21 protein-coding genes are annotated in these 25,971 nt (G+C 43.7%); 13 read left to right on the top strand and 8 right to left on the bottom strand.

Annotated elements, in window-relative coordinates; translation table 11 throughout:
- The first annotated feature begins 92 nt into the window (after window positions 1–92).
- The gene (locus tag XZ46_RS03380; protein ID WP_008057016.1) at window positions 93–3,629 is read left to right on the top strand and encodes a WD40 domain-containing protein; all 3,537 of its coding nucleotides are present in this window, start codon (window positions 93–95) and stop codon (window positions 3,627–3,629) included.
- Between the two features lie 46 nt (window positions 3,630–3,675).
- Here the strand turns inward: XZ46_RS03380 and XZ46_RS03375 are convergent, their stop codons facing one another.
- Window positions 3,676–4,344 (bottom strand): L-threonylcarbamoyladenylate synthase, encoded by a 669-nt coding sequence (locus XZ46_RS03375; protein WP_008057018.1) that lies wholly within the window; start codon window positions 4,342–4,344, stop codon window positions 3,676–3,678.
- A gap of 136 nt (window positions 4,345–4,480) precedes the next feature.
- On the opposite strand from XZ46_RS03375, the gene larC reads away from it, so the two are divergent.
- Window positions 4,481–5,722 carry a nickel pincer cofactor biosynthesis protein LarC gene (gene larC, locus XZ46_RS03370; protein WP_008057020.1) on the top strand — a complete coding sequence of 414 codons (1,242 nt, stop codon included), beginning with the start codon at window positions 4,481–4,483 and terminating at the stop codon, window positions 5,720–5,722.
- A 231-nt stretch (window positions 5,723–5,953) separates the two neighbouring features.
- On the opposite strand, the gene uvrA is transcribed toward larC, so the two are convergent.
- Entirely contained in the window at window positions 5,954–8,857 is a 2,904-nt protein-coding gene (gene uvrA, locus XZ46_RS03365) for an excinuclease ABC subunit UvrA (RefSeq protein ID WP_006621568.1), read from the bottom strand.
- 62 nt (window positions 8,858–8,919) lie between these two features.
- On the opposite strand from uvrA, the gene XZ46_RS03360 reads away from it, so the two are divergent.
- Complete coding sequence (locus XZ46_RS03360; RefSeq protein WP_008057022.1) at window positions 8,920–10,014, top strand: RuBisCO large subunit C-terminal-like domain-containing protein; 1,095 nt, start codon at window positions 8,920–8,922, stop codon at window positions 10,012–10,014.
- Between the two features lie 16 nt (window positions 10,015–10,030).
- The gene (gene mtnB / locus XZ46_RS03355) at window positions 10,031–10,654 is read left to right on the top strand and encodes a methylthioribulose 1-phosphate dehydratase (RefSeq protein ID WP_008057024.1); all 624 of its coding nucleotides are present in this window, start codon (window positions 10,031–10,033) and stop codon (window positions 10,652–10,654) included.
- On the opposite strand, the gene XZ46_RS03350 is transcribed toward mtnB, so the two are convergent.
- The 3 genes from XZ46_RS03350 to XZ46_RS03340 form a co-directional block, all read right to left on the bottom strand.
- Complete coding sequence (locus XZ46_RS03350) at window positions 10,651–11,982, bottom strand: permease (RefSeq protein WP_008057025.1); 1,332 nt, start codon at window positions 11,980–11,982, stop codon at window positions 10,651–10,653. The genes mtnB and XZ46_RS03350 overlap by 4 nt on opposite strands.
- A 160-nt stretch (window positions 11,983–12,142) precedes the next feature.
- Window positions 12,143–12,385 carry a thioredoxin family protein gene (locus XZ46_RS03345; protein WP_008057027.1) on the bottom strand — a complete coding sequence of 81 codons (243 nt, stop codon included), beginning with the start codon at window positions 12,383–12,385 and terminating at the stop codon, window positions 12,143–12,145.
- A gap of 64 nt (window positions 12,386–12,449) precedes the next feature.
- On the bottom strand, window positions 12,450–12,872 hold the full coding sequence (locus tag XZ46_RS03340) for a heavy metal-responsive transcriptional regulator (protein WP_008057029.1): 423 nt from the start codon (window positions 12,870–12,872) through the stop codon (window positions 12,450–12,452).
- Window positions 12,873–13,084: 212 nt separating this feature from the next.
- Here XZ46_RS03340 and XZ46_RS03335 point away from each other — a divergent pair, with 212 nt between their 5' ends.
- On the top strand, window positions 13,085–13,714 hold the full coding sequence (locus tag XZ46_RS03335; protein ID WP_006667872.1) for a precorrin-8X methylmutase: 630 nt from the start codon (window positions 13,085–13,087) through the stop codon (window positions 13,712–13,714).
- Here the strand turns inward: XZ46_RS03335 and XZ46_RS03330 are convergent.
- Together XZ46_RS03330 and dapB are read right to left on the bottom strand one after the other, a co-directional pair.
- Entirely contained in the window at window positions 13,711–14,418 is a 708-nt protein-coding gene (locus XZ46_RS03330; protein ID WP_035759875.1) for a DUF8619 family protein, read from the bottom strand. The genes XZ46_RS03335 and XZ46_RS03330 overlap by 4 nt on opposite strands.
- Window positions 14,419–14,520: 102 nt before the next feature.
- Window positions 14,521–15,348, bottom strand: coding sequence for a 4-hydroxy-tetrahydrodipicolinate reductase (gene dapB, locus XZ46_RS03325; protein WP_008057040.1), 828 nt, complete (start codon window positions 15,346–15,348; stop codon window positions 14,521–14,523).
- Window positions 15,349–15,533: 185 nt separating this feature from the next.
- Here dapB and XZ46_RS03320 point away from each other — a divergent pair, with 185 nt between their 5' ends.
- The 5 genes from XZ46_RS03320 (at window position 15,534) to XZ46_RS03300 (ending at window position 22,156) form a co-directional block, all read left to right on the top strand.
- Window positions 15,534–18,005 carry an EAL domain-containing protein gene (locus XZ46_RS03320; protein WP_228116469.1) on the top strand — a complete coding sequence of 824 codons (2,472 nt, stop codon included), beginning with the start codon at window positions 15,534–15,536 and terminating at the stop codon, window positions 18,003–18,005.
- Window positions 18,006–18,116: 111 nt separating this feature from the next.
- A complete protein-coding gene (locus XZ46_RS03315) occupies window positions 18,117–19,250 on the top strand; it encodes a redoxin domain-containing protein (RefSeq protein WP_008057042.1) in 1,134 nt (377 codons plus the stop codon).
- Window positions 19,251–19,316: 66 nt separating this feature from the next.
- Window positions 19,317–20,057 (top strand): nuclease-related domain-containing protein, encoded by a 741-nt coding sequence (locus tag XZ46_RS03310; RefSeq protein WP_008052724.1) that lies wholly within the window; start codon window positions 19,317–19,319, stop codon window positions 20,055–20,057.
- A 27-nt stretch (window positions 20,058–20,084) separates the two neighbouring features.
- Complete coding sequence (locus tag XZ46_RS03305) at window positions 20,085–21,059, top strand: ABC transporter ATP-binding protein (RefSeq protein WP_008052722.1); 975 nt, start codon at window positions 20,085–20,087, stop codon at window positions 21,057–21,059.
- Between the two features lie 65 nt (window positions 21,060–21,124).
- A complete protein-coding gene (locus XZ46_RS03300; RefSeq protein ID WP_006621580.1) occupies window positions 21,125–22,156 on the top strand; it encodes an ABC transporter ATP-binding protein in 1,032 nt (343 codons plus the stop codon).
- A 2-nt stretch (window positions 22,157–22,158) separates the two neighbouring features.
- Here XZ46_RS03300 and XZ46_RS03295 read toward each other — a convergent pair whose 3' ends face one another.
- Complete coding sequence (locus XZ46_RS03295; RefSeq protein WP_006667876.1) at window positions 22,159–22,356, bottom strand: heavy-metal-associated domain-containing protein; 198 nt, start codon at window positions 22,354–22,356, stop codon at window positions 22,159–22,161.
- 193 nt (window positions 22,357–22,549) lie between these two features.
- Between XZ46_RS03295 and XZ46_RS03290 the strand changes: the two genes are divergently transcribed.
- The 3 genes from XZ46_RS03290 (at window position 22,550) to XZ46_RS03280 (ending at window position 25,953) form a co-directional block, all read left to right on the top strand.
- The gene (locus tag XZ46_RS03290) at window positions 22,550–23,227 is read left to right on the top strand and encodes a class I SAM-dependent methyltransferase (RefSeq protein ID WP_006667877.1); all 678 of its coding nucleotides are present in this window, start codon (window positions 22,550–22,552) and stop codon (window positions 23,225–23,227) included.
- A 7-nt stretch (window positions 23,228–23,234) separates the two neighbouring features.
- The gene (lipP1, locus tag XZ46_RS03285) at window positions 23,235–24,179 is read left to right on the top strand and encodes a LipP1 family hormone-sensitive lipase (RefSeq protein ID WP_006621583.1); all 945 of its coding nucleotides are present in this window, start codon (window positions 23,235–23,237) and stop codon (window positions 24,177–24,179) included.
- Between the two features lie 61 nt (window positions 24,180–24,240).
- Window positions 24,241–25,953: a DUF262 domain-containing protein gene (locus tag XZ46_RS03280; protein ID WP_006621584.1), complete on the top strand. Its 1,713-nt coding sequence runs from the start codon at window positions 24,241–24,243 to the stop codon at window positions 25,951–25,953.
- Window positions 25,954–25,971: the final 18 nt, after the last annotated feature.

Raw genomic sequence — 25,971 nt, 5'->3', positions numbered from 1 at the left:
AAATTTAAGATAGAGCTGTTGATGATTTGAGCCATTGTAAGAGTAATTGTAAGAGTCAGATAATTATCATAATTGGCTATAGATTTTTAACTATGATAACTGAATATCGGTCAATTTATCAAGTCGGGGGTAGTCTGCATACAGACTGTCCTAGCTATGTTAAGCGACAGGCAGACACAGACTTATATGAAGCCTTAAAACGGGGAGAGTTTGCTTATGTTCTCAACTCACGTCAGATGGGAAAATCGTCTCTGTTAGTGCAAACCCGCCACCGTTTACAAGCAGAAGGAATACGTTGTGCGACGTTAGACATGACGGTTATTGGTAGTGAAGATGTCACCCCAATGCAGTGGTATAAGGGAATTTTTGTAGAACTTTGGCGCGGGTTTGGGTTATTAAAATCTATGCCATTTAAAATCTGGTGGCAAGAACAAGGCGAACTTTCATTGGTACAAAAATTAAATCAGTTTATAGTGGAAGTTTTACTGCCTACATTTAACCAGGATAAATTTTGCATTTTTGTTGATGAAATAGACACTATTTTAAGTTTGCCATTTCCGGTAGATGATTGGTTTGCCTTTATTCGATTTTGTTATAATCAACGGGCAACTGAACCAGCATATCAGCGGCTAAATTTTGCAATTTTTGGGGTAGCTAATCCCTCGGACTTAATTAGAGATCGCACCCGAACCCCTTTTAATATTGGCACAGCGATCGCACTTTCGGGGTTTACCCTAGAGGAAGCGAAACCCCTACAACAGGGATTAAATGTTCCCGGTTTTAATGACCAAATTTTGCTGGAAGAAATTTTAAACTGGACGGGAGGACAGCCATTTTTAACTCAGAAGTTATGTTATCTGATTTATTCCCAACATTATTACGGTGTAACTTCCCCAAATCTTGCTGATATATTATCGGAAAAACAGTTGATCAAAGACTTGGTAATTGACCAGATAATCACCAATTGGGAGAAACAGGATGAACCGGAACATTTACGAACCATTAGAAATAGAATAATTAGCAATTCTCAAATCTCGTCAAGATTATTAGGGATTTATCAGAAAATACTCCTAGAGACAGAAATACCCTTTGATGGTAGTCGGGAAGAAACGGAGGTTTTGCTATCTGGATTAATTGAAAAATCCGGGAATATGTTAAAAGTAAAAAATCCGATTTATGAGCATATTTTTAATTTAGAATGGACTCAAACACAGCTAAATTTACTACGTCCCTATTCCCAAAACTTTGAGGCTTGGATAGCTTCTCATCAAACTGATGACTCTCGGCTTTTACGAGGTCAAGCGTTATTAGAAGCGCGGACTTGGGCGTTAGGTAAAAGTTTAAGTGATGGTGATTATAAATTTTTAGCAGCCTCGGAAAAATGCGATCGCGCCGCTATGCAACAGGCTTTAGAAGCGGAAAAATTAATCGCGGTAGAAGCGAGACTTTTAGAAGAATATAAAAACTCAAGACTACAGCGACGACTGTTAACGACGGTGGTTTTATCGTTATTCTTCTCCCTAGGATTAGCTGGTTTAGCTTACTCCCAATATCGTCGAGCGATCGCCAGCTACGAAATCACCAAAGTCCGAGAAATTGAAGCCCTAATTTCCGCCACAGAGGGTCAGTTTTTATCAAACAATAACCTGAATGCTTTAGTTAATGCTGTGCGGGCAAAAATCAGGCTAAAGGATGTCCAAAACGTAGAAGATCATCTCCTAAAAAAAGTCAATGCCGTTCTGAGTCAATCTGTTTATGGGATGAATGAATATAATAGTTTTGGTCGTCACCAAGACCGAGTTTGGGCTTTAAATTGGACGGAAGATGGGGAACAGATAGGAATTATTTCCCGCGCCAATTATCCCCATACTGACGGAAGGGAGGACATCGACAAAAATAATCAAGTTTTAATTTTTAATCGACGGGGTAAACTACTTAATATTATCGATAACTTTACCTATGAATTACGAACCCTTTCTTTTTTCCCAGACGGCTATATAGCCACAGGAGACAGCAATGGGGAAGTCAGAATTTGGTCAAATCAAGGTAAGTTGGTGTTCACGTTTTCCGCCCATGAGGAAGAAATATTGGATCTGATAATTTGGGGTCAAGACACCATAGCCACTACCAGCACTAAGGGTTCTATAAAACTTTGGCGCAGGGATGGGACTTTACTCAATGAATTTGTGGGTCATACTAAATCGCTGACAAAGATAGCCTTTTCTCCAGACGGTAACCGCCTAGCTTCTGCGAGTAATGATGGCAGAGTAAAACTGTGGGAAATAGGAGGGGAGTTAGTAGCTAGTTTTGAACATTCTCAACAAGCTGTGGAGGCTTTAGCTTTTTCTCCTGATGGTCAGTATATAGCGGCGGGAGGTCAGGATAGACAACTGAAATTATGGTCTATTAATGAAAGGTCTGCCATTGTACTCGGAGAACATCAGAATAGTATTAGAACTGTGGCTTTTTCTCCTGATGGTAATATAATTGCCTCTGGGAGTTGGGATAGAAGTATTCGTTTATGGAGTCCTGACGGTAGACACCTGCAAACTTTCGCTTCCCATACTGCGCCTATGACCCAACTTTCCTTTAGTCCTGATGGTGAAACTCTGGCTTCTGCTGACTTCCATGGGGAGGTTAAACTCTGGAAAGTTAAGAATCGGTTTTTTACTATGCTATCAGCACATCAAGACAATGTGCGGGCGACAGTTTTCACTCCAGACCATCAGCAAGTTTTCTCTAGTAGTTGGGGTGGAGAGGTTTATCGGTGGGATATGCAGGGTAATTTACTGGGAAGCCTAGAAGGTCATGATCAGGGTGTAATTGGTCTGGCGGTTTCTCCTGATGGTGAAATTTTGGCGACGAGTAGCTGGGATGAAAGTATTCGCCTCTGGAATATGGAGGGAGAGTTATTAAAGGTTATTAATAATGCTCATTCTATGGGGGGAAATCAACTAGCTTTTTCGCCAAATGGTGAGGTTATAGCCTCGGTGGGAAATGATAATAAGGTGAAGTTGTGGAGTCGAGTGGGGGAGTTTCTACGGGAGTGGGAATATTCGGAATCCATTACGGGAATTGCCTTTAGTCCTGATGGTAAAATGGTGGTTACAGGTAGCGAGGATACGGAAGTCAGAGTTGTATATATAGACGGGTCTGGGACGCGGTTAATTGGTAATCATCAGGGTAGTGTTTGGGGGGTGGCTTTTAGTCCCCAGGGTGATATGATTGCTTCTGCTAGTACAGATAACACGCTCAGATTATGGTTTTTAGATGGTAGAGAACCGATAGTTTTGCATCATCAGGGGACTGTTGATAAGGTGGCTTTTTCACCAGATGGTCAGATGATTGCTTCGGCTAGTTGGGATGGCACTATTCAACTTTGGACTAATGAAGGGGTGAAAATAAGAACTTTGATCCGACATCAAGGGTCGGTGCGGACTGTGGGTTTTAGTGATGATGGAAAATGGATGATTTCTGGGGGAGATGATAATCAAGTCATTATCTGGAATTTGGCTGAGATTATGAATTTAGATGAGTTGAGTTATGCTTGTTATGTCATCCAAGATTACCTGGATTATTACCCGGAATTAAAGGATGAGGAAAGAAATTTGTGCGATCGCATTAATTAAAGTTTGATGAAAGTTTAACCTAGCCCCTAAAATTGGGGCTATTTAGCTATTCTTCTGGCAGATCCCAATCAGCGATCGCCTCCCATCCTTTTCCGCGCCGCACCAACACAGGATCATCAGCACTTAAATCAATAATTGTGGAAACTTGATAATCCAAATCAGCGCCATCATCAACAATAATATCAACCAAATTCTCCAAAGCATCAAAAAGCTGAACCTTATCATACTCTTGGGGAATTTTTTTAATTAAGGCGGAGGGTTCATCTTCTTCTTTAATATGTGCAGAAGTGGAAATTACTGGGTTTCCCAGAGATTCCAAAATAGCTAAACACACGGGATGATCAGGAACCCTAATTCCGGTAGTTTTGCGCTTAGGTGACATCACCAATTTCGGCACCAGTTTAGTGGCGGGAAGTACAAAAGTATAACTCCCCGGAATCAATCTTTTGATGGTGCGATAGGCGGCATCAGTAACTATGGCATAATCGGCAATATTAGATAAGGATGAACAGAGAAAGGTGAGAGGTTTATCATTGGAAATCTGCTTAATTTGTCGCACCTTTTGCACGGCAGATTTAACGGTGAGGTCGCAACCGATCGCATAAACGGTATCGGTAGGGTAAAGCATGACTGCCCCACGCTTGAGGGCATCCTTAATTTGTTCAATGGTGCGTTTTTGGGGATTGTGGGGATGAATTTCGTACAGAGTAGCCATATAATAAAGTCCATGAACTAGAATAATGATCGAACCATTAAAAGTTTAAAGTCAGAATGACGATCCGATCATGCCCAATTTTTGAGTAAAATAACTTTAAACTCAAATCGATATCACTCAAACCAGACGGCGGAAAATGATCAATATAGCCTACCTTCAATGTCCCACTGGAATAGCTGGGGATATGTGCCTCGCAGCGTTAGTTCATGCCGGGGTTCCCCTGGAGTATCTCACGACACAGCTAGAAAGGCTGGGAATGGCTGAAGAATATCGGCTATGGGCTGAAAAGGTAACTCGCCACGGTCAACAAGCCACGAAGGTTCATGTAGACCTGACCAGCCACGATCATCACACTCGCCACCTACCAGACATTGAAGCCATTATCAAGGCGGCAAAACTTCCCCCAAGGGCAGAAAACATGAGTTTAGCGGTATTCCGCAAGCTGGCGGAGGCGGAAGGGGCGGTTCATGGTATTGACCCGGAAAAAGTACATTTTCACGAAGTGGGGGCGACAGATGCGATCGTGGATATTGTCGGAACCTGTTTGGGGTTGGACTGGCTAAAAATCGATCGCCTCTATTGTTCTGCTTTTCCGGTAGGTGGTGGCACATTCCGGGCAGCCCATGGAATTTTACCAGTACCTGCCCCTGCTGTTCTGAAACTCTGGGAAATGCGTAGTGTTCCAGTTTATAGCAATGGCATTGAACGAGAATTAGTTACCCCAACGGGGGCGGCGATCGCTGTAACTTTGGCTACAGAATTCGGACCGCCACCGCCGATGATTCTGAAACGGGTGGGACTGGGGGCGGGTTCGTCAAATTTTCCCATCCCTAATATTCTCCGCCTCTGGTTAGGGGAAACTGAGGATACAGATAAACCCAAGGCGGAAAGTCATGGTTTGGCGGGGACTTTCCATGATCATGATGAGGAAATGGTGGCAGTATTAGAAACTCAAATTGATGACCTTAGCCCCCAAGCGATCGCCTATGCTTCTCAGGCTTTATTATCGGCGGGGGCGGTGGATGTTTTTGTGCAACCTGTGACCATGAAAAAGTCTCGCCTCGGAATATTATTAACTGTGATTTGTCACCCGGAAGCTGTGGATACTTGCCGGAATATTCTCTTTGCCGAAACTACTACTTTAGGGATTCGTCAAAGTTGGCAATGTCGCACTATTCTTGACCGCGAATTACAGACGGTTGACACTGAATATGGTTTAGTCAGAATTAAGGTGGCTTTTTCAGGCGATCGCGTTATTAATGTGCATCCTGAATATGAGGACTGCGCTACCCTCGCCCAACAGCATCAAATCCCCTGGCTAGATATTCATCAAAACGCCTTACAACATTGGCAGTTAATACAACAAAAATTATCATAAAAGAAACCCCAGAATCAAAGAAACCCGGTTTCTCTGTATATAGGAAATCAACCCTAAAATCAAAGAAACCCGGTTTCTCTGAAGAAACCGGGTTTCTATGTGTATAGGAAAGAAACCGGGTCTCTATGTATATAGGAAAGAAACCCCAGAATCAAAGAAACCCGGTTTCTCTGAAGAAACCGGGTTTCTCTGTGTATAGGAAAGAAACCGGGTTTCTGTAACTCGGTTTTTTTAGGAAGTTGTTAACAGTTGTTTTAAATAAAATCCGGTGTAGGAATGGGGGTTATTAGCAATATCTTCGGGTGTTCCGGTGGCGACAATTTGACCACCGCGATCGCCTCCTTCTGGTCCCAAGTCCACCACCCAATCAGCACAACGAATCACATCTAAATTATGTTCAATGACCATAATAGAATTACCCTTATCAACCAACCTTTGTAAAACATTCAATAACTGATGAACATCATAAAAAGATAAACCGGTAGTTGGTTCATCAATTAAATACAGAGTTTTACCAGTAGCGCGTTTTGACAATTCGGAAGCCAATTTAACCCGTTGTGCTTCTCCCCCGGAAAGGGTAGGCGCAGGTTGTCCTAACTGAATATAACCCAAACCGACATCAACCAAAGTTTGCAGCCGAGTGGTAGCGCGGGGGATATTTTCAAAAACCTTTAAAGCCTCGTCAGCGGTCATATTCAAGACATCAGCGATAGAATAGCCCTTATATTTAACCTGGAGAGTTTCCCGGTTATATCGTGCGCCTTTACATACCTCACATTGCACATAAACATCAGGAAGAAAATTCATTTCAATCACATTTACCCCCTGTCCGCCGCAGGCTTCACAGCGTCCGCCTTTAACATTAAAAGAAAACTGTCCTGGCTTATATCCCCTAGCTTTCGCCTCAATGGTTTCTGCAAACAGTCCTCGGATAATATCAAATACTCCCGTATAGGTAGCGGGGTTAGATCGCGGAGTGCGTCCTATGGGAGATTGATCAATGACAATGACCTTATCCAAAGCATCTAATCCCTGAATTTTATCTAATTTTTTAGGAAAGGCAATTTTCCCGTAAAAATGATGTTGGAGGGCGGGATATAATAACTCATTAATTAAGGTAGATTTACCGGAACCTGATACCCCAGTAATACAGACTAATTTACCGAGGGGTAATTCGACATCGATATTTTGCAGATTATTACAATGGGCGTTTTTGAGAAATAGCGATCGCCCATTTCCGGGACGGCGGCTGGGGGGAGTTTCAATTTTTTTGCGTCCAGAAAGATAAGCACCCGTGAGGGATTTTTGAGTAGTTAATAAAGTTTTTAAATCCCCTTGGGCGACAATTTCTCCGCCATTAACTCCCGCCCCAGGACCGATATCAACCAACCAATCAGCGGCGCGGATAGTTTCCTCGTCATGTTCAACTACAATTAAGGTATTGCCTAAATCTCGCAACTTGATCAAGGTCTTTAATAGTCTGCCATTATCCCGTTGATGTAAGCCAATACTAGGTTCATCTAAGACATATAAAACACCGGTTAAACCCGCGCCAATTTGAGTAGCCAATCGAATCCTTTGGGCTTCCCCGCCGGACAAGGTAGAAGCGGATCTAGCGAGGGCTAAATAATCCAAACCGACATCTATCAAAAACTGTAATCTTGCCTTAATTTCGCGTAAGACTAAATCCCCGATTTGGGCTTGGCGATCGCTCAATTGTAGCTGATTAATTTTATCCAAACAATCCCGAATGGAAACCTCGGTTAAATCTGCTATATTATACTGTCCCAAATAGACAGATAGCGCCTCTGGCTTCAATCGTTTACCGTGACAGACTTCGCAGGGTTGGTCAACCAAATAAGGGGCTAATTTCTGCTTTTGTGCTTCGGAACCTGTCTCCTCATATTGTCGGAGTAACATGGGAATTGCACCGAGATAGGGGCGGTAATAACTGCGATTTTCTCGGTAGCGGGAATCAGTTTCTATTAAAATGGGTTCATCACTCCCATAAAGAATAATATGCTGTTGTTCGGGTGTCAGTTTTTTCCAGGGGGTAGAAATCTCAAAATCGAAGGCTTGGGCGACACTATGAAGTAGGGATAAATAAAAGGAATTGTCCTTGTCTGACCAAGGGGCGATCGCATTATAAACAGGTTGTGAAGGGTCAGGAATAATCAATTCTGGGGAAAAAGTCCGCCAGTGTCCCAAACCATGACAAGCGGGACAAGCGCCATAGGGAGAATTAAAAGAAAATAGGCGGGGTGAAAGTTCTTCCATAACCGCCCCATGTTCAGGACAAGCAAAGTTTTCGGAAAATACCAATTGTTGCGGTTTGGGGAATTGTTCTTCTGGTGATATACTGAGGTTATCCAAAATCTGAATAATAGCAACACCTTCCCCATGGCGTAAACAGGTAGTTAGGGAATCAACTAAACGTTCCTGTAACCCCGGTTTCACAATAAGTCTATCAATGACAATTTCAATATCATGGACATGATTTTTGTCTAAGTCTATATGGTCAGACAATTCGAGAATTTCCCCATCAATTTTGACCCGGACAAAACCTGAAGATGCTAAACTAGATAAGAGTTTGCGATGAGTGCCTTTTTTCCCTCGGACAACAGGCGCAAGAATAAGGAATTTAGTGCCTTCAGGAAGTGCCATAACTTGATCGCACATTTGGTCAATAGTTTGGGGGGCAATATGGCGATCGCATATAGGACAATGAGGGGAACCCGCCCGACCAAATAATAAACGTAAATAATCATAAATTTCGGTAACTGTTCCCACGGTAGACCGAGGGTTATGGGAGGTGGATTTTTGGTCAATAGAAATAGCGGGACTCAACCCCTCGATCGCATCAACATCGGGCTTATCTAATTGTCCTAAAAATTGTCTCGCATAGGCACTAAGGGACTCGACATAACGCCGTTGTCCTTCAGCAAAAATGGTATCAAAAGCTAGGCTAGATTTCCCAGAACCTGAAACGCCAGTAAATACAATCAGGCGATCGCGGGGAAGTTCCAGATTGAGATTTTTCAGGTTATGCTGTCTCGCCCCGATAATTCTAATAGTGTTCAGACTAGCCGGGGATATGGTAGATTGGAGATCGGAAAATTTCGCAGGTTTAGCCATTAGGTTAAGGTAGGATAATCAATAATCAGAGAAGTGATAATTTTAGCGCTAGGAACTTATCTATGGTTAGAAGTATTGAGGTAGACTATCGATTTCCCCCGGGAATAGATCCAGAACGTCAAGGGAAAGTAATCGCCATTGGACAAACAGCGGGAACTTGGGATGCACGTTTTCAGCACCGGGAAGAGGTGATGCGATCGCATTTAGGAGAGGTGATCAATATCCAAACAGATGATCAAAAATATAGCATTGTTACCGTTGCTTTTCCAGAGGCTAACGTAGAAAACGATATCCCCAGCCTACTAACCATGATTTTTGGCAAATATTCCATGGCGGGTAGTGGAAAGGTAATTGCTGTCCGGCTGGGGGAAAATTACGGGAAACGCCCCAAACTAGGAATTACAGGAATTCGCGATCGCCTAGCAGTCCCCAACCGACCCCTAATTATGGCGATTTTCAAACCCGCCTTGGGGTTGTCCGCCGCCGACCACGCCGATATTTTGGAACAGGTGGCCTTTGCCGGATTAGACCTAATTAAAGATGATGAAATCCTCCCAGACTTGCCCACAGCGCCCACTCTCGAACGCTTAAAGGCCTGTCGGACCGTGTTAGATAGGGTGAGAAGCGAAACGGGTCGCAACGTCCTCTATGCGGTAAATATCACCGGTTCTGCGATCGCCCTGATCGAAAAAGCCAGGACCCTAGTTAAGGCGGGCGCAAATGCCCTATTATTAAATGTTTTAACCTACGGATTTTCGGTATTGGAGGCGCTCGCCACTGACCCGGAAATCAATGTTCCGATTTTTGTGCATCCTGCGTTTGCTGGTAGCCTCTGTGCATCACCGGATCACGGTTTGGCTTATTCTGTGGTTTTGGGGACTCTCATGGCCCATGCGGGGGCGGATGCGGTTTTATATCCCGCCCATTATGGTAGTTTACCTTTTGACCCCACCGAAGAAGCCAAAATTCGGGATACTTTGCGATCGCGTAATGTTTTCCCAGTCCCTTCTGCTGGTATCCATGCGGGGATTATTCCCCAGGTATTAGCTGACTATGGCAATGATGTTATTCTCAATGCCGGAACTGGTATCATGGATCATCCAGACGGTCCCGCCGCTGGTGTGAAAACCTTTACAGAATTAATAGTTAATAATTGATAATTAATAATTGACAATGAATACAGACCCCCGTGAATCTTTAATGGAAGCATCTCGCCAATTTTATCAGCTAGGATGGATGGCTGGGACCGCTGGCAATTTGTCCGCTAGGGTTGAAGATGGCAGTTTTTGGATTACTGCTAGTGGTAAACAAAAGGGGAAATTGGTAGCTGATGATTTTGTGCGAGTGAGTCTCACGGGGGAATTGTTGGAAACGCCCAATCCTGAGAATAAACCCTCAGCCGAAACCAGTATCCATCAGGCGATTTATTCCTGTTTTGCTGATGCTAGAGCCTGCTATCATGTCCATTCCGTGGAAGCGAAATTAGTGACTAATTTTGTGGAAGGGGAAAAATTGCCTTTACCTCCGATTGAGATGTTAAAAGGTTTGGGGGTGTGGGAGGAAAATCCCCAGGTGTTTATGCCAGTTTTTCACAACCATTTACAGGTTCCCAAAATCGCTCAGGAAATAAGCGATCGCTTTCACCGAGAGACCCCCCAAGTCCCGGCTTTGTTAATTCGTAATCATGGAGTGACAGTCTGGGCTAATTCCGCCGCCGAAGCCGAAAATCATGTAGAATTAGCCGAATATATTTTCAGATATATTGTAGCAGCCCGTCAGGTGGGAATCAAGTTTTAAAACATGGCCATAATCCCCCCATAGATGATACCACTAATCGTAGCCATAGCGACGACCAGCGCCACAAAGACCACAGTTTTTTTGGTTCCTATAATGGTACGAATGACCAGCATATTAGGAAGGGATAAAGCCGGACCAGCTAATAATAAAGCCAAGGCGGGTCCGTCTCCCATACCATTACCAATTAATCCCTGCAAAATCGGCACTTCTGTTAAGGTAGCAAAATACATAAATGCACCAGCGATCGCCGCGAAGAAATTCGCCAAAATGGAATTACCACCCACCGCCATAGCCACCCATTCAGAAGGAATTAAGGCTTCCTCACCGGGACGACCTAATAAAGCGCCCGCAATTAATACCCCAAACAATAACAAAGGGAAAATTTGTTTAGCATAATCCCAGGAAGACTCAAACCATTCTCCCGCCTCATTTTTATCGTTACTGGTCAACCAAGATAAACCGACCACGGCAAAGCTAAAGGCAATCAAAGGGTATTGATGGAACTGTAATGATAATACCACAGTGACGGCACTAATCAACAAAACTTTCCCCAGACTGAGATTTAACCAAGCCACTAAAATAGCAGCCAAGGCGACACCAAAAAAGCCAGTAATCCACCATTTTAAGGAATAGATAACATACCACAAACCAGTATTAACATCTGGCGCACTCCAATTAGCAAAAACTAGGATACCGACCAGGACGGCAAAAAATACGGCATTTTGCCAGAGGGGACGAGTCTCTTCCGCCTCAGACAACAGAGAAGCTGCTTTGACTTTTTCGGTTTCTTCGCGGCGGAAAAGCCACTGCATTGACAAGCCGATAATCATGCTAAAGATCATGGCACAAATTGCCCTAGCTAGACCTAATTGCCATCCTAAAACTCTAGCCGTGAGAATAATGGCTAGAACGTTAATGGCGGGTCCTGAGTACAAAAAAGCCATCGCCGGACCCAAACCCGCGCCCATGCGGTAAATTCCGGCAAATAAAGGTAGTACAGTGCAGGAACAAACTGCTAAAATAGTACCGGATACAGAAGCGACACCATAAGCCAGCCAAGGGTTAGCCTTGACTCCCAGGTATTTCATTACTGAGTCTTGGCTAATAAAAACAGCGATCGCACCCGCAATAAAAAACGCCGGAATTAGGCACAATAAAACGTGCTCTTGGGCATACCAACGGACTAGATAAAGAGACTCCCAGAAGGCATTTTGTAGCCTTTCTGACTGTCTTATGGCTTCTACAGGCAGATAAAAGCACAGTAAAAATAAAGCTACAATTAAGGCGAGAGGTTGCCACTGTTCCCGCCAAAAAGTGGAAATTCTCATGATGTTTACTCCCGGCTATTTTCGCAGTTTAGATGTCTAAAATAACCTGGTGGTAGGGGTCAAATTTGCTGCGATTTTCGGCAAGGTATGGTCTAATCAAATTAGATAATCCCAACCCACCAGGTTTCTAGGGTATAGACTTAATCTCAGCGACCGATATTTAAGGTTTGAGATGAGTTTGGATCTGTTCCGGGGTGGCTACTTTCCCCTGACTGACAACCACATCATTAATCACCAAGGCGGGAGTTTTCATAACTCCTCGTTCGGCTATTTTCAGGGGTTCGGTAATATGTAAAACCTCCGCCTCGATATTGAGGGAGGCGATCGCCTCTTTAGCGTTGGCTTCTAGTTGCTGACACTTTTGGCAGCCAGTCCCTAGCACTTCAATTTTGACAGCAGTCATGATTTGAGTTCTCCTGAACTATAACTGATGCTGACTATTGTAGAGCTTATACTTAGGTATAATGTCAAGGGGTTGGCGGGTGTTTGTGGCTATAATTATCCAGGATGACACATTGTTGTTCGGAATTAGTGCGATCGAGATGAGTCTGACATTCCTGTACTATGGGCAATAATTCATCATGTAAAGCCTGTAATTTGTCAATTTTATCGCGAATTTGAGTAAGTTTACCATTCAAACGTTCATAAACAGCCTGACAAGTAAGCGATCGCTGATGTTTCAGTTCTAAAATATCCTGAATTTCCGCCAAAGTTAAGCCCAAAGACTTGCCGCGAATAATAAAGCTAATTCTCTCCAAATCATCTTGACTAAAGAGACGATAACCCGCCTCAGTCCGTTGGGGAGAAGGAATTAATCCTATCCGTTCATAAAAATAAATCGTTTGTGGATTAATTCCCAAAATCTCAGATACTTCACCCACCTTAAACATAAGTATTTGTCCCCTAGTCTAGTCAACCTAATTTCTGCCATACTTGACCAGGGCCAGATATTTCCTGAGTCAAGTTAGCCTGGAACTGCCCTAAATCCCAAATCTTTGATAAGATACCCCCATAACCGATAATAAACAGGCGCAACCAGCGCAACTGTGGTTCTGGCTAACACCGGAACCAATTATAGGACACCCAACAGCGGCGAGTCAGGATGGAATGGCATATCACCGATGCCCAAAGTTTGGGTATCATCGATCGCGAAATCGGTACTCATGTGTTTTCACCCGCAGAGTACGAAATTGTCCGGCGGGTGATTTACACCACAGCCGATTTTGAATATAAAAGCCTTGTGCGCTTTTCAGACCAAGCCCTGCAAGCCGGAGCAGCGGCCCTAGCTGCCCGTACTACAATTATAGTAGATGTACCCATGGTGCAGGTGGGTATCACTCCCCAAATTTTGTCAACCTTTGCTAATCCAGTGTACTGTTCCCTGGACACAGTGACTCGACCCCAACGGGAAAAAAGTCGCACGGCTTGGGGTATTCAAACCCTAGCGAAACGTTATCCAGAGGGAATTTTTGTGATTGGTCAGGAACAAACGGCCCTATCAGCCTTAGTAGATTTAATTGAGGCTGAGGAAATTAAACCCGCCTTAGTGATTGCTACGCCATCGGGGTTTGTGGGGGCGGATGTAGCCAAATCGCGCTTAAATGATTCTATGGTATCTCATATCCGTATAGACGGCCGCAAGGGTAGTTCAGTGGTCGCTGTAGCCATAGTTAATGGCTTGGTAGACCTAGCTTGGCAAGCCTACGGGAGAAATGAGTCAGGGGGGAGTTAATCATAGGCCTGCTGACGGGGAGAAGGACTCCGACGAGGCGATCGCGATTGGGGACGACCATAACGCGATCGCATCTCCCGGGTAATTTCCATAAACATATCCCGCCGCAAATAGGGATATGACCCCACCCAAATATTTTGGCTAGGAATATACACATCAGACACCTCATTAATACTGCTGAGGTCATCCAGGTAGGAAGTTACCAACATCACCGCCACCTGACCCCGACTCAGTCGTTTATGGTTGCGGTTAAGGGGGGCTTCAATTTTCACCACAAACCCGGTTTTATCCCCCACTTCTACATTAATCCGCCGCTCTAAGTTTTCAATGATAATTAAATCACCTTTAGAGTTAACCGATTCTTGCTCATTAGTCACCGCTTCCGAAATATAATAATCCAAAACTTTGCCCTGCCAAAATCCACAATAGGGATATTTGCGAAACTGGCGATTTCGTATACTAGCATCCCAAATGGGACCCCACAGCCAGTACAAAGCAAACATCACCAAAGGAATTAACAAAATTTGCCTGCCTTCAAATTGTACTGATAACTCCACTAAGGCGAGAATTAACGTCCCCACAGCGGAGACTAACAATCTTCTGATGAATTGTGATGGCTTCCCCCAACAGTGTTGATACTGTTCGCTAGTAGCCACAGCCGGAACCAGTTCATGGAAAGTTTGACGGGTGAGTGGAATTAGCATATAATTAGCACCATAAATGAGCATAGCCTAATCGAAGCCAGGGCGGGTAGTAATTAATCATCCATTATCCATTATCCATGATTAATTATCGATTATCCATGATCAGAGAATTTTCTCTAATCCATAAACCAGACTTTTCAGTGATAAGACTTGACGAATTGCCAGCAAGACACCGGGCATATAGCAACCGCGATCGGTGGTATCATGGCGGAGGGTATAAATTTGACCAGCCGCCCCAAAAATTACCTCTTGGTGAGCAATCAAACCGGGTAAACGGACACTATGAATGCGGATTTGTTCATCAGCGATCGCACCTCTAGCACCGGGTAATTGTTCGGTTTCTTTAACTTGGCTTTGGTTATAGGTTTTCCCGAACTCTGCCAGCATTTGCGCGGTTTTAACCGCCGTGCCGCTAGGTGCATCAGCCTTTTGATTATGGTGTAACTCAATAATCTCTACATGGTCAAAATATTGAGAAGCAGCGATCGCCGCCTGTTGTAAAAGTACAATGCCGATGCAAAAATTAGGGACCAATAAACATCCCATGCTGGCTTTATCAGCAAATTCGGCCAAATCCTGAATTTTGGCTTCACTTAACCCAGTAGTCCCCACCACCGGACGGACACCATAGGCGATCGCCGCCCGAATATTGTCATATACTGAGTCTGGGTGGGTAAAGTCCACCATCACGGCTGGCTGCTTTTCCTGAGCCGCCATAACCAGCATTCCTTCGCGATCGTTTGTAATCGGGATCTCTAAAGGTTCAATCCCCGCGAGACTTCCAGCATCTTCATTCAGATAAGCCGGATTTTTATCAATGGCCCCCAACAGCATCATATCCTGTGCAGCAGCCACCGCTTTGACCACTTCTCGACCCATTTTACCGCCAGCACCATTGACCACCACTGGAATTGGAAATTGACCTACCATGACTTTAAACCAGAAATATCCTTTATTAGATTATCAAACCATTTTGTGTCTATCCAGGCTAGAGAACTGCCCCATCTAAATTGGTATGATAGAATCAGGTTCTCCATTTCTGCTGATTAATGCTGCGTCACAACTCTGGTTCCCAATGGTCACCGCTATCTAAATGGCGATTGCTAGTCTTACGGATGACTCCACCATTGTGGTTGATTATCAGCCTCACCAGCACCTTATTATTAACTGGTATTAAACTCAGGGGAGATTTGCAACCCGTAGAATTGAGGTTGTTTGACGGGTTAGTTCGCCTCCGACCCGAATTGGAACCTGATGACCGGATTTTGATTGTCGCTATTACTGAATCAGATATTGCCGCCCAAGAACAATGGCCCATGTCTGATGCCGTATTAGCCCAAGTTTTAGCTAACCTACAACAGCATCAACCCAGAGCGATCGGTTTAGATATATATCGGGATCTACCTCACCCACCCGGTAGCGCCGAACTAAGTCAACAGTTCCAGGCTCCTAATATATTTGGGATTACCAAAATTGGCAACCCCGACAATCCCACTATTCCCCCCCCTCCTCAACTACCACCCAAGCAAATTGGCTTTAATGACCTAATTCTCGACCCAGACGGAGTAGTGCGCCGCCAACTCTTATTTGCTGAATCTGAGGGAAACACTTTTTTTTCCCTGGGTTTACGATTAGCACTACATTACCTAAAATTTGACGGTATCGAACCCCAAAATTATCAGCAAAACCCCGAATATATGGAGTTAAATAATCGGGTATTTGTGCCGTTAAGGTATCATCATGGGGGCTACTCCAATATTGACGATCGCGGTTATCAAATCCTGCTCAACTATCGGGGAGTTCAACCCGCACCCGTCGTCACCTTGAGCGAAGTTGTGGCGGCTACAGTTTCCCCAGATTTAATCACTGATAAAATTGTCTTAATCGGAGCCACCGCCCCCAGTATTAAAGACGAATTTTTTACCCCCTATAGTGTCAGTGAATCAACCGCACCGAAAATGCCAGGGGTTTTTATTCATGCCAATATAGTTAGTCAGATTTTAGGGGCAGATCATGGCAATTATCAGGCTGATAATTTGTTCTGGTTTTTGCCTCAGTGGGTAGAAATTATCTGGTTGACTCTTTGGGGAATTGGCGGCGGTTTTCTGGCTTGGCGTATCCACCATCCAGGAATGCAAGGATTGTACTTTTTCCTGGGGATATTCGCAATTTTTGGCACTACCTACGTCCTGTTTTTATTCAATGCTTGGATTCCCCTAGCCTCTCCGGTTTTAGCCCTGACTTTAGCCGCTACTGGGGTGATTGCTTATAAACAAATTCATAACTTCCTGCATGATTCCTTAACCGGATTGCCTAATCGTTCCCTATTTCTCGATCGCACTCAACAAGCGATCGCCAAGTCTCAACGGAATAAATCTATCTGTGGCGTATTATTTATTAATGTCGATAATTTCCGCCTAATTAATGACAGCTTAGGAGATTTAGCCGGAGATCAACTGCTCATCCAATTGGTAGAAAGACTCAAAAACTCCGTTCTATTAGGGGATACTATAGCACGTTTAGGCGCTGATGAATTTGCCATTTTGCTGCGGAATATAAAATCAGTAAATAATGCCACAATCGTGGCTGAACGTATCCAAACAGCCTTACTTTCTCCCTTTATTCTCAATGGTCATGAGGTATTTAAAACCGTGAGTATTGGCATTGCTTTAGCCGATACAGCCGAAACTCGCGCCGAAGATTTACTCCGTAATGGTAATACCGCCATGCTGCGGGCGAAGTCTCTCAAAAATATTCGATATCAAGTATTTGAACGCACTATGCAGGTCGGTGGTTTGGATCGCCTGCAATTAGAAACTGATCTGCGTTTAGCCGTAACCCGTGGGGAATTTGTCATGTATTATCAACCTGTCATTTCCTTAAAAACTGGGGAAATTGTCGGCTTTGAAGCCTTAGTGCGTTGGCAGCATCCTCGTCAAGGTTTGGTGACACCAGAACGGTTTTTAAAAGTCGCTAAAGAAACCGGATTAATTATTCCTATTGGTCGCTGGGCTATGCAAGAGGCTTGTCATCAATTGGCAATTTGGCAGCAGTCCCTAAAATCAAATTGTCAGATTATTGTGGGCGTTAATTTATCAGGCAGACAGTTTATTCACCCTGATTTAGTTGACGAAATTAAGGGAATTATTCAAGATTCAGGTATTGACCCCAGTGGCTTGCGATTGGAGATTACAGAAAGCGTGATTATGGATGATGTCGAAGCTACTATTCGCCTACTTCATCAGTTGAAGAATTTGCAAATCAAGTTAAGTATTGATGATTTTGGCACCGGGTTTTCCTCCCTAGGTTATTTACCTCGTTTTCCCGTGGATGTCCTGAAAATTGACCGCTCATTTATTGCTCATATTGGGGAAGCCACCGAGGTGGAAAATTTGGCAATTGTCAGAACTATTTTGATGTTGGCACAAGCCTTAAATTTAGATGCGATCGCCGAAGGAGTAGAAACCTTTGAACAATTGGAACAATTGCGATCGCTCGGTTGTGAATATGCTCAAGGTTACTATTTCCAAAGACCTATATCTGCTGACCATGCTACACAATTCTTTACATCTCATCCCCATTGGTAAATACCTTTTCGGGAACCAATCCCTTAATCTTTACGTCAGTGGATAGGTTAATTTTTTGACTACCTATTTGATTTAGGTCACAAATATCTAGGAGTTTAGTATTTTGATGTCATGGTTCATTCTGCTTCTATTCTCACCGTAGGCGATCCTGCCCCCTGGTTCAGTTTGCCCGACTCCAACGGCAAAAATATTGTTCTCCGTTCCCATGCTGGGAAACCAATTCTGTTAGTATTTTATGCAGGGGATCAAATCTCAGAATGCGAAAAAATCGCTTGTCGATTGCAGGATATTATGTCAATGTGCGATCGCTTTGATCTTCAGATTTTTAGCATCAGTCTCAACCCCCCCTCAACTCGCAAAACCTTCGCCGAAAATCATCACCTTACCTATTCCTTACTCTCCGATTTAAAAGGAGAAGTTAGCACCAGATACGGAGCCTATATTTGCGACGGAAAAAATAGCAACACCATCGTTTATAACCGTGTCGCTTTCCTGCTTGATCGCAGTCTTCGCATTCTCAAAATTTACCCATTACATCCCCTCGAAGAATTTACCCAAAAATTCCTAGGAGAAATTCAAGATTTAGTCGCCCAAGAACCTCCTCGACTCATTGAAATGCAGGCTCCTGTCTTGCTAATTCCTAAAGTTTTGGATTTACGTTTCTGTCGGGAACTGATCAAGATTTGGGAAACTCAAGGTAATGATGAATCCGGGTTCATGAAAAGAGAGGGAGAAAAAACCGTCGGCTACGTTGACCCCAGTTTCAAGCGACGGCGCGATCACTTTATACAGGACGGACCTGTTAAAAATTACATCGATTCTATTATGCAGCGGCGGGTATTTCCAGAAATTCTGCAAGCCTTTCAATTCCAACTAACTCGCCGTGAATGCTACAAAATAGGCTGCTATGATAGTGAATCAGGGGGCTTTTTCCGACCCCATCGAGACAACACCACTGGGGGAACATTGCATCGGCGATTTGCGATGACTATTAACCTTAATACTGAAGAATACGAAGGGGGTTGTTTAAGATTTCCTGAACACGCACCCCATTTGTATAAACCTGCCACAGGAGATGCTATCATATTTTCATGTTCTACCATGCACGAGGCTACTGATGTGACATCAGGGCGACGTTTTGCCTTGCTTTCTTTCTTCTATGGTGATGAAGATGCCGAAAGACGCAATGCTTACGAAAACCGGGTCAGAAATGATTACAGTCGTGTCATTAAGCTGAATGCTTAATTAAGCATCATTTGGGGGGCTAACTTAGCTCCCTATTTGATCAAGTTTAATCAGGGTGATCATTATATGAAAGTTCTAGAACAGTCCCCATCTCTGAAAGCCAAATTTAAACAAAATATTAATCGCAAAGTATCCAGCCAACGGGAGGAAGCTAGTCAGGCTTGGGGTGGTGGTTTCTTGGGGATGATAGGCGCAGGAGTATTTGAATTTAAACAAATCCGAAATCAAGTTAAGGGTAGTTTAGGGGAAAATTTAATTGCTCTGTTGCTGATGACATTTCCTGACAATTGGGTATTATTTAAAAATGCTCTGATTCCTGCTACTGCTGGCAGTTTAACAGAAATTGATTTGCTATTGATTGGGAACCGAGGTATTTTTTTAATTGAAGTGAAAACCTGGAAGGGTTCCTTGGCGGGAAATCAAGATAACTGGAAACGGCGCGAGGGTTCCCAGTGGGTTCCTGTATCTAACAGTCCTACTTCCCAAAGTCTCTATCATCAACAGATGTTTCAGCGGTGGATTTTTTCAGAAATCCCTGGCTTACCTACTGATTGTATCACTGCGCCTGTGGTTTTTCCTATAGCTAAATGGGTGGGGGCTAAAAATTGTTCTGTGCCAGTTTTAACCAGTATGACAGATTTGATATCCATGATCTGGAAATCTCCCGAATATCTGACAGATGAACAGGTTTTTAGGATTAGTAAACATATCCAAGAATATGAATTGTCACCCGTATCTAAACCGCAACCGCAACCGCAACCAGAAACCAAGCCTAAGCCTAAGCCTAAGAAGCCTAAGCCTAGGTAAAAAAAAGATATGTAAAATCAATTTTTGATGATGACCTCACCACTGCTACAAGTTAACAATTTAGAAACTCGTTTTATTACTAATGATGGGGTAGTTAAGGCTGTTAATGGCATTTCCTATCATATTAATCCTGGGGAAACTCTTGGCATTGTCGGGGAATCTGGTTCGGGGAAAAGTGCCGGGGTGTTATCAATTTTGCGGCTAATTTCTGACAATTCTGGCGGGATTACCGGGGGGGAGATTTGGTTTGAAAATCAGGATTTACTTAAATTAAATAAATCGGCATTAAGAAAAATTCGGGGTAACCATATTTCCATGATTTTTCAAGACCCGATGACGTGCTTAAATCCGGTTTTAACTATTGGTAAACAAATTACGGAGGCTATACAATTACATTGCGGCGCGACTAAATTAGAGGCAGAAAAACAGGCGATCGCACTTTTAGAAAAGGTGGGTATATCACCAGCAAAACGCCGACTTGGTAGCTATCCCCATCAATTATCTGGGGGAATGCGACAGCGAGTTATGATGGCGATCGCTTTAGCCTGTCATCCCAAATTATTAATTGCTGATGAACCGACAACGGCTTTAGATGTCACTGTCCAAGCCCAAGTTATTGAGATGATTCAACAGTTGCAAAATGAAATGGGAATGGCGGTAATTTGGATTACCCATGATTTAGCACTTTTGGCGAGATTTGCCGATCGCATTTTAGTCATGTATGCAGGTCAAATTGTGGAAGAAGCGCCCGTTAATCAACTCTATAAGCATCCTCGTCACCCCTACACAATGGGATTGTTAAAAAGCCTCCCCCGTCCTGACTGCGACATGGGAGAGACTCTCGCGGCTATCCCAGGGACTCCCCCAGATTTGATTAACTATCCTCAAGGTTGCCCGTTTGCGCCTCGATGTCAATATGCGATCGACCGTTGTTTTCAGGAAGATCCGGTTTTAGAATTAGTTGCCACCCATCATCAAGTCGCCTGTTGGGTTAAACCATGACTTGACAAAAGGATGATTTTATGCTAGTTAAAATCTATCTATTTTCTTGGAATGTTTGAGACCTGATGGTTGCCAAAACACAGCCCAGTAACCCAGAAACCGATACCCTATTAAGGGTTGATAATTTGCAGGTACACTTTCCGGTCACTGGGGGGATATTTCGACAGAAACAGGTAGGGATAATTAGGGCAGTAGATGGGTTAACATTTGCCATAAAACGGGGTGAAACTCTTAGTTTAGTTGGGGAGTCTGGCTGCGGGAAAAGCACCACAGGTAAAGCGATTTTACAGCTTCAACCTCCCACAGGTGGCCGGGTTTATTTTAATGATATTGAACTGACTAAATTAGAACCCGAAAAGTTGCGAGTTATGCGCCGCCAAATGCAGATAATTTTCCAAGACCCCTACGCCTCCCTAAATCCGCGTATGACCATTAAAAAAATCATTGGGGAACCCCTATTAATTCATGGATTAGCTAAGGGTGAATCCCTGATTCATCGAGTGGAAGAGTTATTAGAATTAGTGGGACTAAATCGGCAATTTATTAATCGTTATCCCCACGAGTTTTCGGGTGGTCAAAGACAGCGAATAGCTATAGCTAGGGCTTTAGCGGTTGACCCGGATTTTTTGGTCTGTGATGAACCGATCGCCTCTTTGGATGTTTCTATTCAAGCACAGGTAGTGAATTTAATGCGATCGCTACAAAAACGCCTAAATTTAACCTATCTATTTATCGCCCATGATTTAAGTGTAGTCCGCTACATTTCCAGTCGGGTAGCAGTCATGTATTTAGGTAAAATCGTCGAAATAGGGGAGTGCAATTCTGTCTATGATTATCCCCTTCATCCCTATACTAAAGCCTTACTTTCTGCTGTCCCTATTCCTGACCCAGAAATCGAAGCCAAACGGGAAAGAATTATCCTGAAAGGAGATGTTCCCAGCCCTTTATTACCCTCCTGTGGATGTCGATTTTATAGCCGCTGTCCTTCCGCGCATTTAGTTGGCGATCGCTGTCGGGTCGAGGAACCCCAATTGCGAGAAATTAATCCCGGACATTTTGTTTCCTGTCATCTATGGGATTCCCAAAACCCTCCATAACCCTAGGATTCTGTAGTGTGACCAGCTTTAGCGATCGCCGCCTTTAGCGCCGCCTCAGAAGCCGTTGCTTCCACAGTCACCACCTTTGTATTTAAGTCAATATTGACAGTAGCATCACTATCAACACTATGAATAGCCTTGGTTACACTGTTAGCACAAGCATCACAAACCATTGAAGAAACCGTAAGTTTTATGGTCATAACTAGCCTCGCAAAATACTCGCAAAATACCTGTATAGTATAGCATTACCCTAGGATTTTACCATTGTCTTGACAGAAATACCCTGAAATCGAGGTAAATATCATAACCTGATACCCGCCGAATCACACTAATAGGCTATAATGGTAAATATCCACCCCTAATCAATGTTAAATTCTAGTCTTAGGTCACATCATGTCCCTAGTTCCTCCTAATGATATCAGACAAAAAATTCGAGAAATGGTCGAAAATTCTCAATCCCATCCTACCGCATGGTTTGAAACCCTTTATGCTGAATCCCAAGGCGACCCATCCTTGATTCCTTGGGCTACCTTAGCGACTCATCCCCAACTAGAAAAATGGCTAGAAAATCAGGCAATTGAGGATAATAATCAAACCGCTTTAGTGTTAGGTTGCGGGTTAGGAGATGATGCAGAAGCCTTAGCAGATTTTGGCTTTCAGGTGACGGCTTTTGATATTTCTCCAACAGCGATCGCTTGGTGTCGCCAAAGGTTTCCTAATTCTCAGGTAAATTATACAGTCGCGGATTTATTAGACCCCGATCCTAACTGGCTAGAAAAGTTCGATTTTGTACTCGAATCTCGGATTACTCAATCCATGCCTTTGGAAGTCAGATCCCAAGCAATTAAGGCGATCGCCAATCTGGTAGCCCCCCATGGTATTTTATTGTTAATTACCCGATTTCGTGACACCGAAGCCGCACCGGAAGGCCCCCCATGGCCTTTGTCAGAGGCAGAATTATCGGCATTTAAAACCTGCGGCTTGACCGAAATCAATCGCCATAAATTTGTCGCCGAAAACCGTCCTGATGCCCAGCAATTATGTATTGAATATCGGAAAGATGTTTTTTAATAAATAGATGAACCATTCAGTTAATCCCGAAACCCAATCATTTCTCAATCATGTATTGGCAGCTAATCACCCCCCAATTAGTGCCATGGAACCCGCCGAATTGAGAAACCTTAATAAGATGTTTGTTAAAGCCAGTCACCCACCGGAAGCGATCGCCAAAGTCGAAAATCGCACCATTGCGGGTCCCGCTGGAGAATTACCAATCCGCATTTACACCCCCAAGGGAAATCAACCTTTTCCGGTTCTAGTTTATTTTCACGGTGGCGGTTATGTAATCGGTAATTTAGACATGGTAGATAGTATTTGTCGCAGCCTCGCCAATGGCGCAGAATGTGTGGTTATATCAGTAGACTATCGCCTAGCACCAGAACATCCATTTCCAGCCGCCATTGAGGATGGTTTGACCGCGACTGAGTGGGTTTTTAATCAGGCTAAAACTTGCAACTGGGATAGCGATCGCATTGCGGTGGGGGGAGAAAGTGCGGGGGGAAATTTAGCGGCGGTGGTAGCCTTAAAACGGCGAGATCAAAAACTAGCCCCCCTAGTTTATCAATTGTTAATTTATCCCATAACTCAGATAGAAATTGATAGCGAATCTCGCCGCCTATTTGCGGAAAATTACTTTCTGAGAACGGATGATATTAAGCATTTGTGCAGTTTTTATATCACCAACCCTGCCGATAAAAATAATCCATATTCTTCCCCCCTGTTAGCGGAAGATTTATCAAATTTGCCTCCCGCTTTGATTATCACGGCGGAATTAGACCCCCTACGCGATGAGGGACAGGCTTATGGCGATCGCCTCCAAAAAGCCGGAGTTCCCGTGAAAATATCTTGCTATCCAGGAACCATTCATGCTTTCATTAATTTAGCCGGATTTATCAGTCAAGGACAGGAAGCACTAGCCGAATGTGCGATCGAATTAAAACAGAGATTTTCCCATAAAAGCTAATCCCATTTATTCTGCGCCAATTGACCCGAATTTAATCATCAGCCAGAGGTGATAATTAATCATGGCAACCCTAAATTTCCACACCACCAACACCACCTTCCGCCAACTTCTGGGTAATGGCTTAATCTATCATGTACCTCCCTTTCAGCGTGACTATTCCTGGGGAAATGACGAATGGGACGACCTGTGGCAAGATCTGACTGCTTTATTTGAAGAAGATAGCGAACCCGCTCATTATATGGGCTACCTCGTGCTACAATCATCTGATAGCAAACACTTCGATATTATTGATGGTCAACAACGAATGACTACCATCAGTATTATGATCCTGGCTGGTTTGTCTTATTTACAAGATTTAGTTAAGGCGGACTTGGATGCACTCAACAACAGTCGCCGCCAATACCAACTGCAAAATAGCTACATTGGTTATGTCGATCCCGTCACCCTCATTCCCCAATCAAAACTCAGACTAAATCGCCATAATGATCGTTTTTATCAAACCTACTTGGTTCCCCTAGAACCCCTCCCCCAACGAGGTCTAAAAGCCTCCGAACATCAACTACGCCAAGCCTTTATTTGGTTTAAAGACAAAATCAGAGTCCGACTGGGAAATCAATCTGATAGTGGACAAAATTTTGCGGCTTTTATTGATTCCCTAGTAGACAAACTCTTTTTTACTGTGATCACCGTTACAGATGAATTGAACGCTTTTAAGGTTTTTGAAACTCTCAACGCCAGAGGGGTGCGTCTTTCCGCCACTGATCTACTCAAAAACTATGTCTTCTCACTAATTAATAACGCAGATACTCATGAGCTAGAAATGCGTAGCCTAGAAGATAAATGGGAGAGGATTGTTGGTTTATTGGGTAGTGAGAGTTTCCCGGAATTTCTGCGTATTTTTTGGAATAGTCGCCATAGACTTGTCCGTAAATATGATCTGTTCAAAACCATTCGACGACAGGTGAAAAGCCGTAAAGATGCCTTTGGCTTAGTCCGCAGTTTGGAGCATGATGCTGGAGTTTATGCGAGTCTTGGAGACCCATATTATGCCAGTTGGAAACCCGAGGAAAAACAAGCATTAAAGCAACTGTTAATGTTTCGTGTGCGTCAGCCTTTGGCAATACTTTTAGCTTGTTATCATCAATTTTTTGACAACGATAGAGATGCCTTTACCCGCATCCTGAAAGCGATCGCTGTGATTTCATTTCGCTATAATGTTATTTGCAACTTGCAGACCTATGAACAAGAACGTTTGTATAATGAGATTGCTGTGAAGGTTTCCCATGGTCACTATAAGACTGCTGAGGAAGTTTTGGCGGCGCTGGGTGTTGTGTATCCAGATGATAATCAGTTTAAGGGAGCTTTTACTGAAAAAGAACTCCGCACTACCGACACCCGCCATAAGAAAATTGTCCGCTATATTCTCTTTGAAATTGAGAAACAGCGCTCCGGGAAAGCGTTTGATTTTGAGAGTTCCACCTATAATTTAGAGCATATTCTCCCGGAAAATCCCTCGGATGCCTGGGCTTATATCGAGGAAAGTAAACAGGAACGCTTAATCTACCGCCTCGGTAATATGACCCCCCTCGAAGCGACTAAAAACCGTGAAGTTGGGAATCAGGATTATGGGACTAAGCGGGATGTTTATGCGGAGAGTGATTTTCAAATTACTAAAGCGATCGCTGAACATTATGATACCTGGGATGAACATAAAATTGAGTCTCGGCAAAAGCGATTAGCTGCCATAGCTGCTGGCATTTGGCGCATTGGGTAAATTGACAAGATCAGCGAC

This window comes from Limnospira indica PCC 8005 (assembly GCF_000973065.1).
GTDB classification, from domain to species: domain Bacteria; phylum Cyanobacteriota; class Cyanobacteriia; order Cyanobacteriales; family Microcoleaceae; genus Limnospira; species Limnospira fusiformis.
Note: the sequence above shows the minus strand (reverse complement) of the source record. Positions and strands in the feature narration are given on the sequence as shown.

What these genes read in the sequence shown, in the direction of transcription:
- XZ46_RS03380 (WP_008057016.1), top strand. Translation starts at nt 93, where the DNA reads ATGATAACTGAATATCGGTCAATTTATCAAGTCGGGGGTAGTCTGCAT.
- XZ46_RS03335 (WP_006667872.1), top strand. Translation starts at nt 13,085, where the DNA reads ATGGAATGGCATATCACCGATGCCCAAAGTTTGGGTATCATCGATCGC.
- XZ46_RS03290 (WP_006667877.1), top strand. Translation starts at nt 22,550, where the DNA reads ATGTCCCTAGTTCCTCCTAATGATATCAGACAAAAAATTCGAGAAATG.
- XZ46_RS03345 (WP_008057027.1), bottom strand. Translation starts at nt 12,385, where the DNA reads ATGACTGCTGTCAAAATTGAAGTGCTAGGGACTGGCTGCCAAAAGTGT.
- XZ46_RS03340 (WP_008057029.1), bottom strand. Translation starts at nt 12,872, where the DNA reads ATGTTTAAGGTGGGTGAAGTATCTGAGATTTTGGGAATTAATCCACAA.
- XZ46_RS03310 (WP_008052724.1), top strand. Translation starts at nt 19,317, where the DNA reads ATGAAAGTTCTAGAACAGTCCCCATCTCTGAAAGCCAAATTTAAACAA.
- XZ46_RS03295 (WP_006667876.1), bottom strand. Translation starts at nt 22,356, where the DNA reads ATGACCATAAAACTTACGGTTTCTTCAATGGTTTGTGATGCTTGTGCT.
- uvrA (WP_006621568.1), bottom strand. Translation starts at nt 8,857, where the DNA reads ATGGCTAAACCTGCGAAATTTTCCGATCTCCAATCTACCATATCCCCG.
- XZ46_RS03375 (WP_008057018.1), bottom strand. Translation starts at nt 4,344, where the DNA reads ATGGCTACTCTGTACGAAATTCATCCCCACAATCCCCAAAAACGCACC.
- lipP1 (WP_006621583.1), top strand. Translation starts at nt 23,235, where the DNA reads ATGAACCATTCAGTTAATCCCGAAACCCAATCATTTCTCAATCATGTA.
- XZ46_RS03350 (WP_008057025.1), bottom strand. Translation starts at nt 11,982, where the DNA reads ATGAGAATTTCCACTTTTTGGCGGGAACAGTGGCAACCTCTCGCCTTA.
- XZ46_RS03305 (WP_008052722.1), top strand. Translation starts at nt 20,085, where the DNA reads ATGATGACCTCACCACTGCTACAAGTTAACAATTTAGAAACTCGTTTT.
- XZ46_RS03315 (WP_008057042.1), top strand. Translation starts at nt 18,117, where the DNA reads ATGGTTCATTCTGCTTCTATTCTCACCGTAGGCGATCCTGCCCCCTGG.
- XZ46_RS03280 (WP_006621584.1), top strand. Translation starts at nt 24,241, where the DNA reads ATGGCAACCCTAAATTTCCACACCACCAACACCACCTTCCGCCAACTT.
- dapB (WP_008057040.1), bottom strand. Translation starts at nt 15,348, where the DNA reads ATGGTAGGTCAATTTCCAATTCCAGTGGTGGTCAATGGTGCTGGCGGT.
- XZ46_RS03360 (WP_008057022.1), top strand. Translation starts at nt 8,920, where the DNA reads ATGGTTAGAAGTATTGAGGTAGACTATCGATTTCCCCCGGGAATAGAT.
- XZ46_RS03300 (WP_006621580.1), top strand. Translation starts at nt 21,125, where the DNA reads ATGGTTGCCAAAACACAGCCCAGTAACCCAGAAACCGATACCCTATTA.
- XZ46_RS03320 (WP_228116469.1), top strand. Translation starts at nt 15,534, where the DNA reads ATGACTCCACCATTGTGGTTGATTATCAGCCTCACCAGCACCTTATTA.
- larC (WP_008057020.1), top strand. Translation starts at nt 4,481, where the DNA reads ATGATCAATATAGCCTACCTTCAATGTCCCACTGGAATAGCTGGGGAT.
- mtnB (WP_008057024.1), top strand. Translation starts at nt 10,031, where the DNA reads ATGAATACAGACCCCCGTGAATCTTTAATGGAAGCATCTCGCCAATTT.
- XZ46_RS03330 (WP_035759875.1), bottom strand. Translation starts at nt 14,418, where the DNA reads ATGCTAATTCCACTCACCCGTCAAACTTTCCATGAACTGGTTCCGGCT.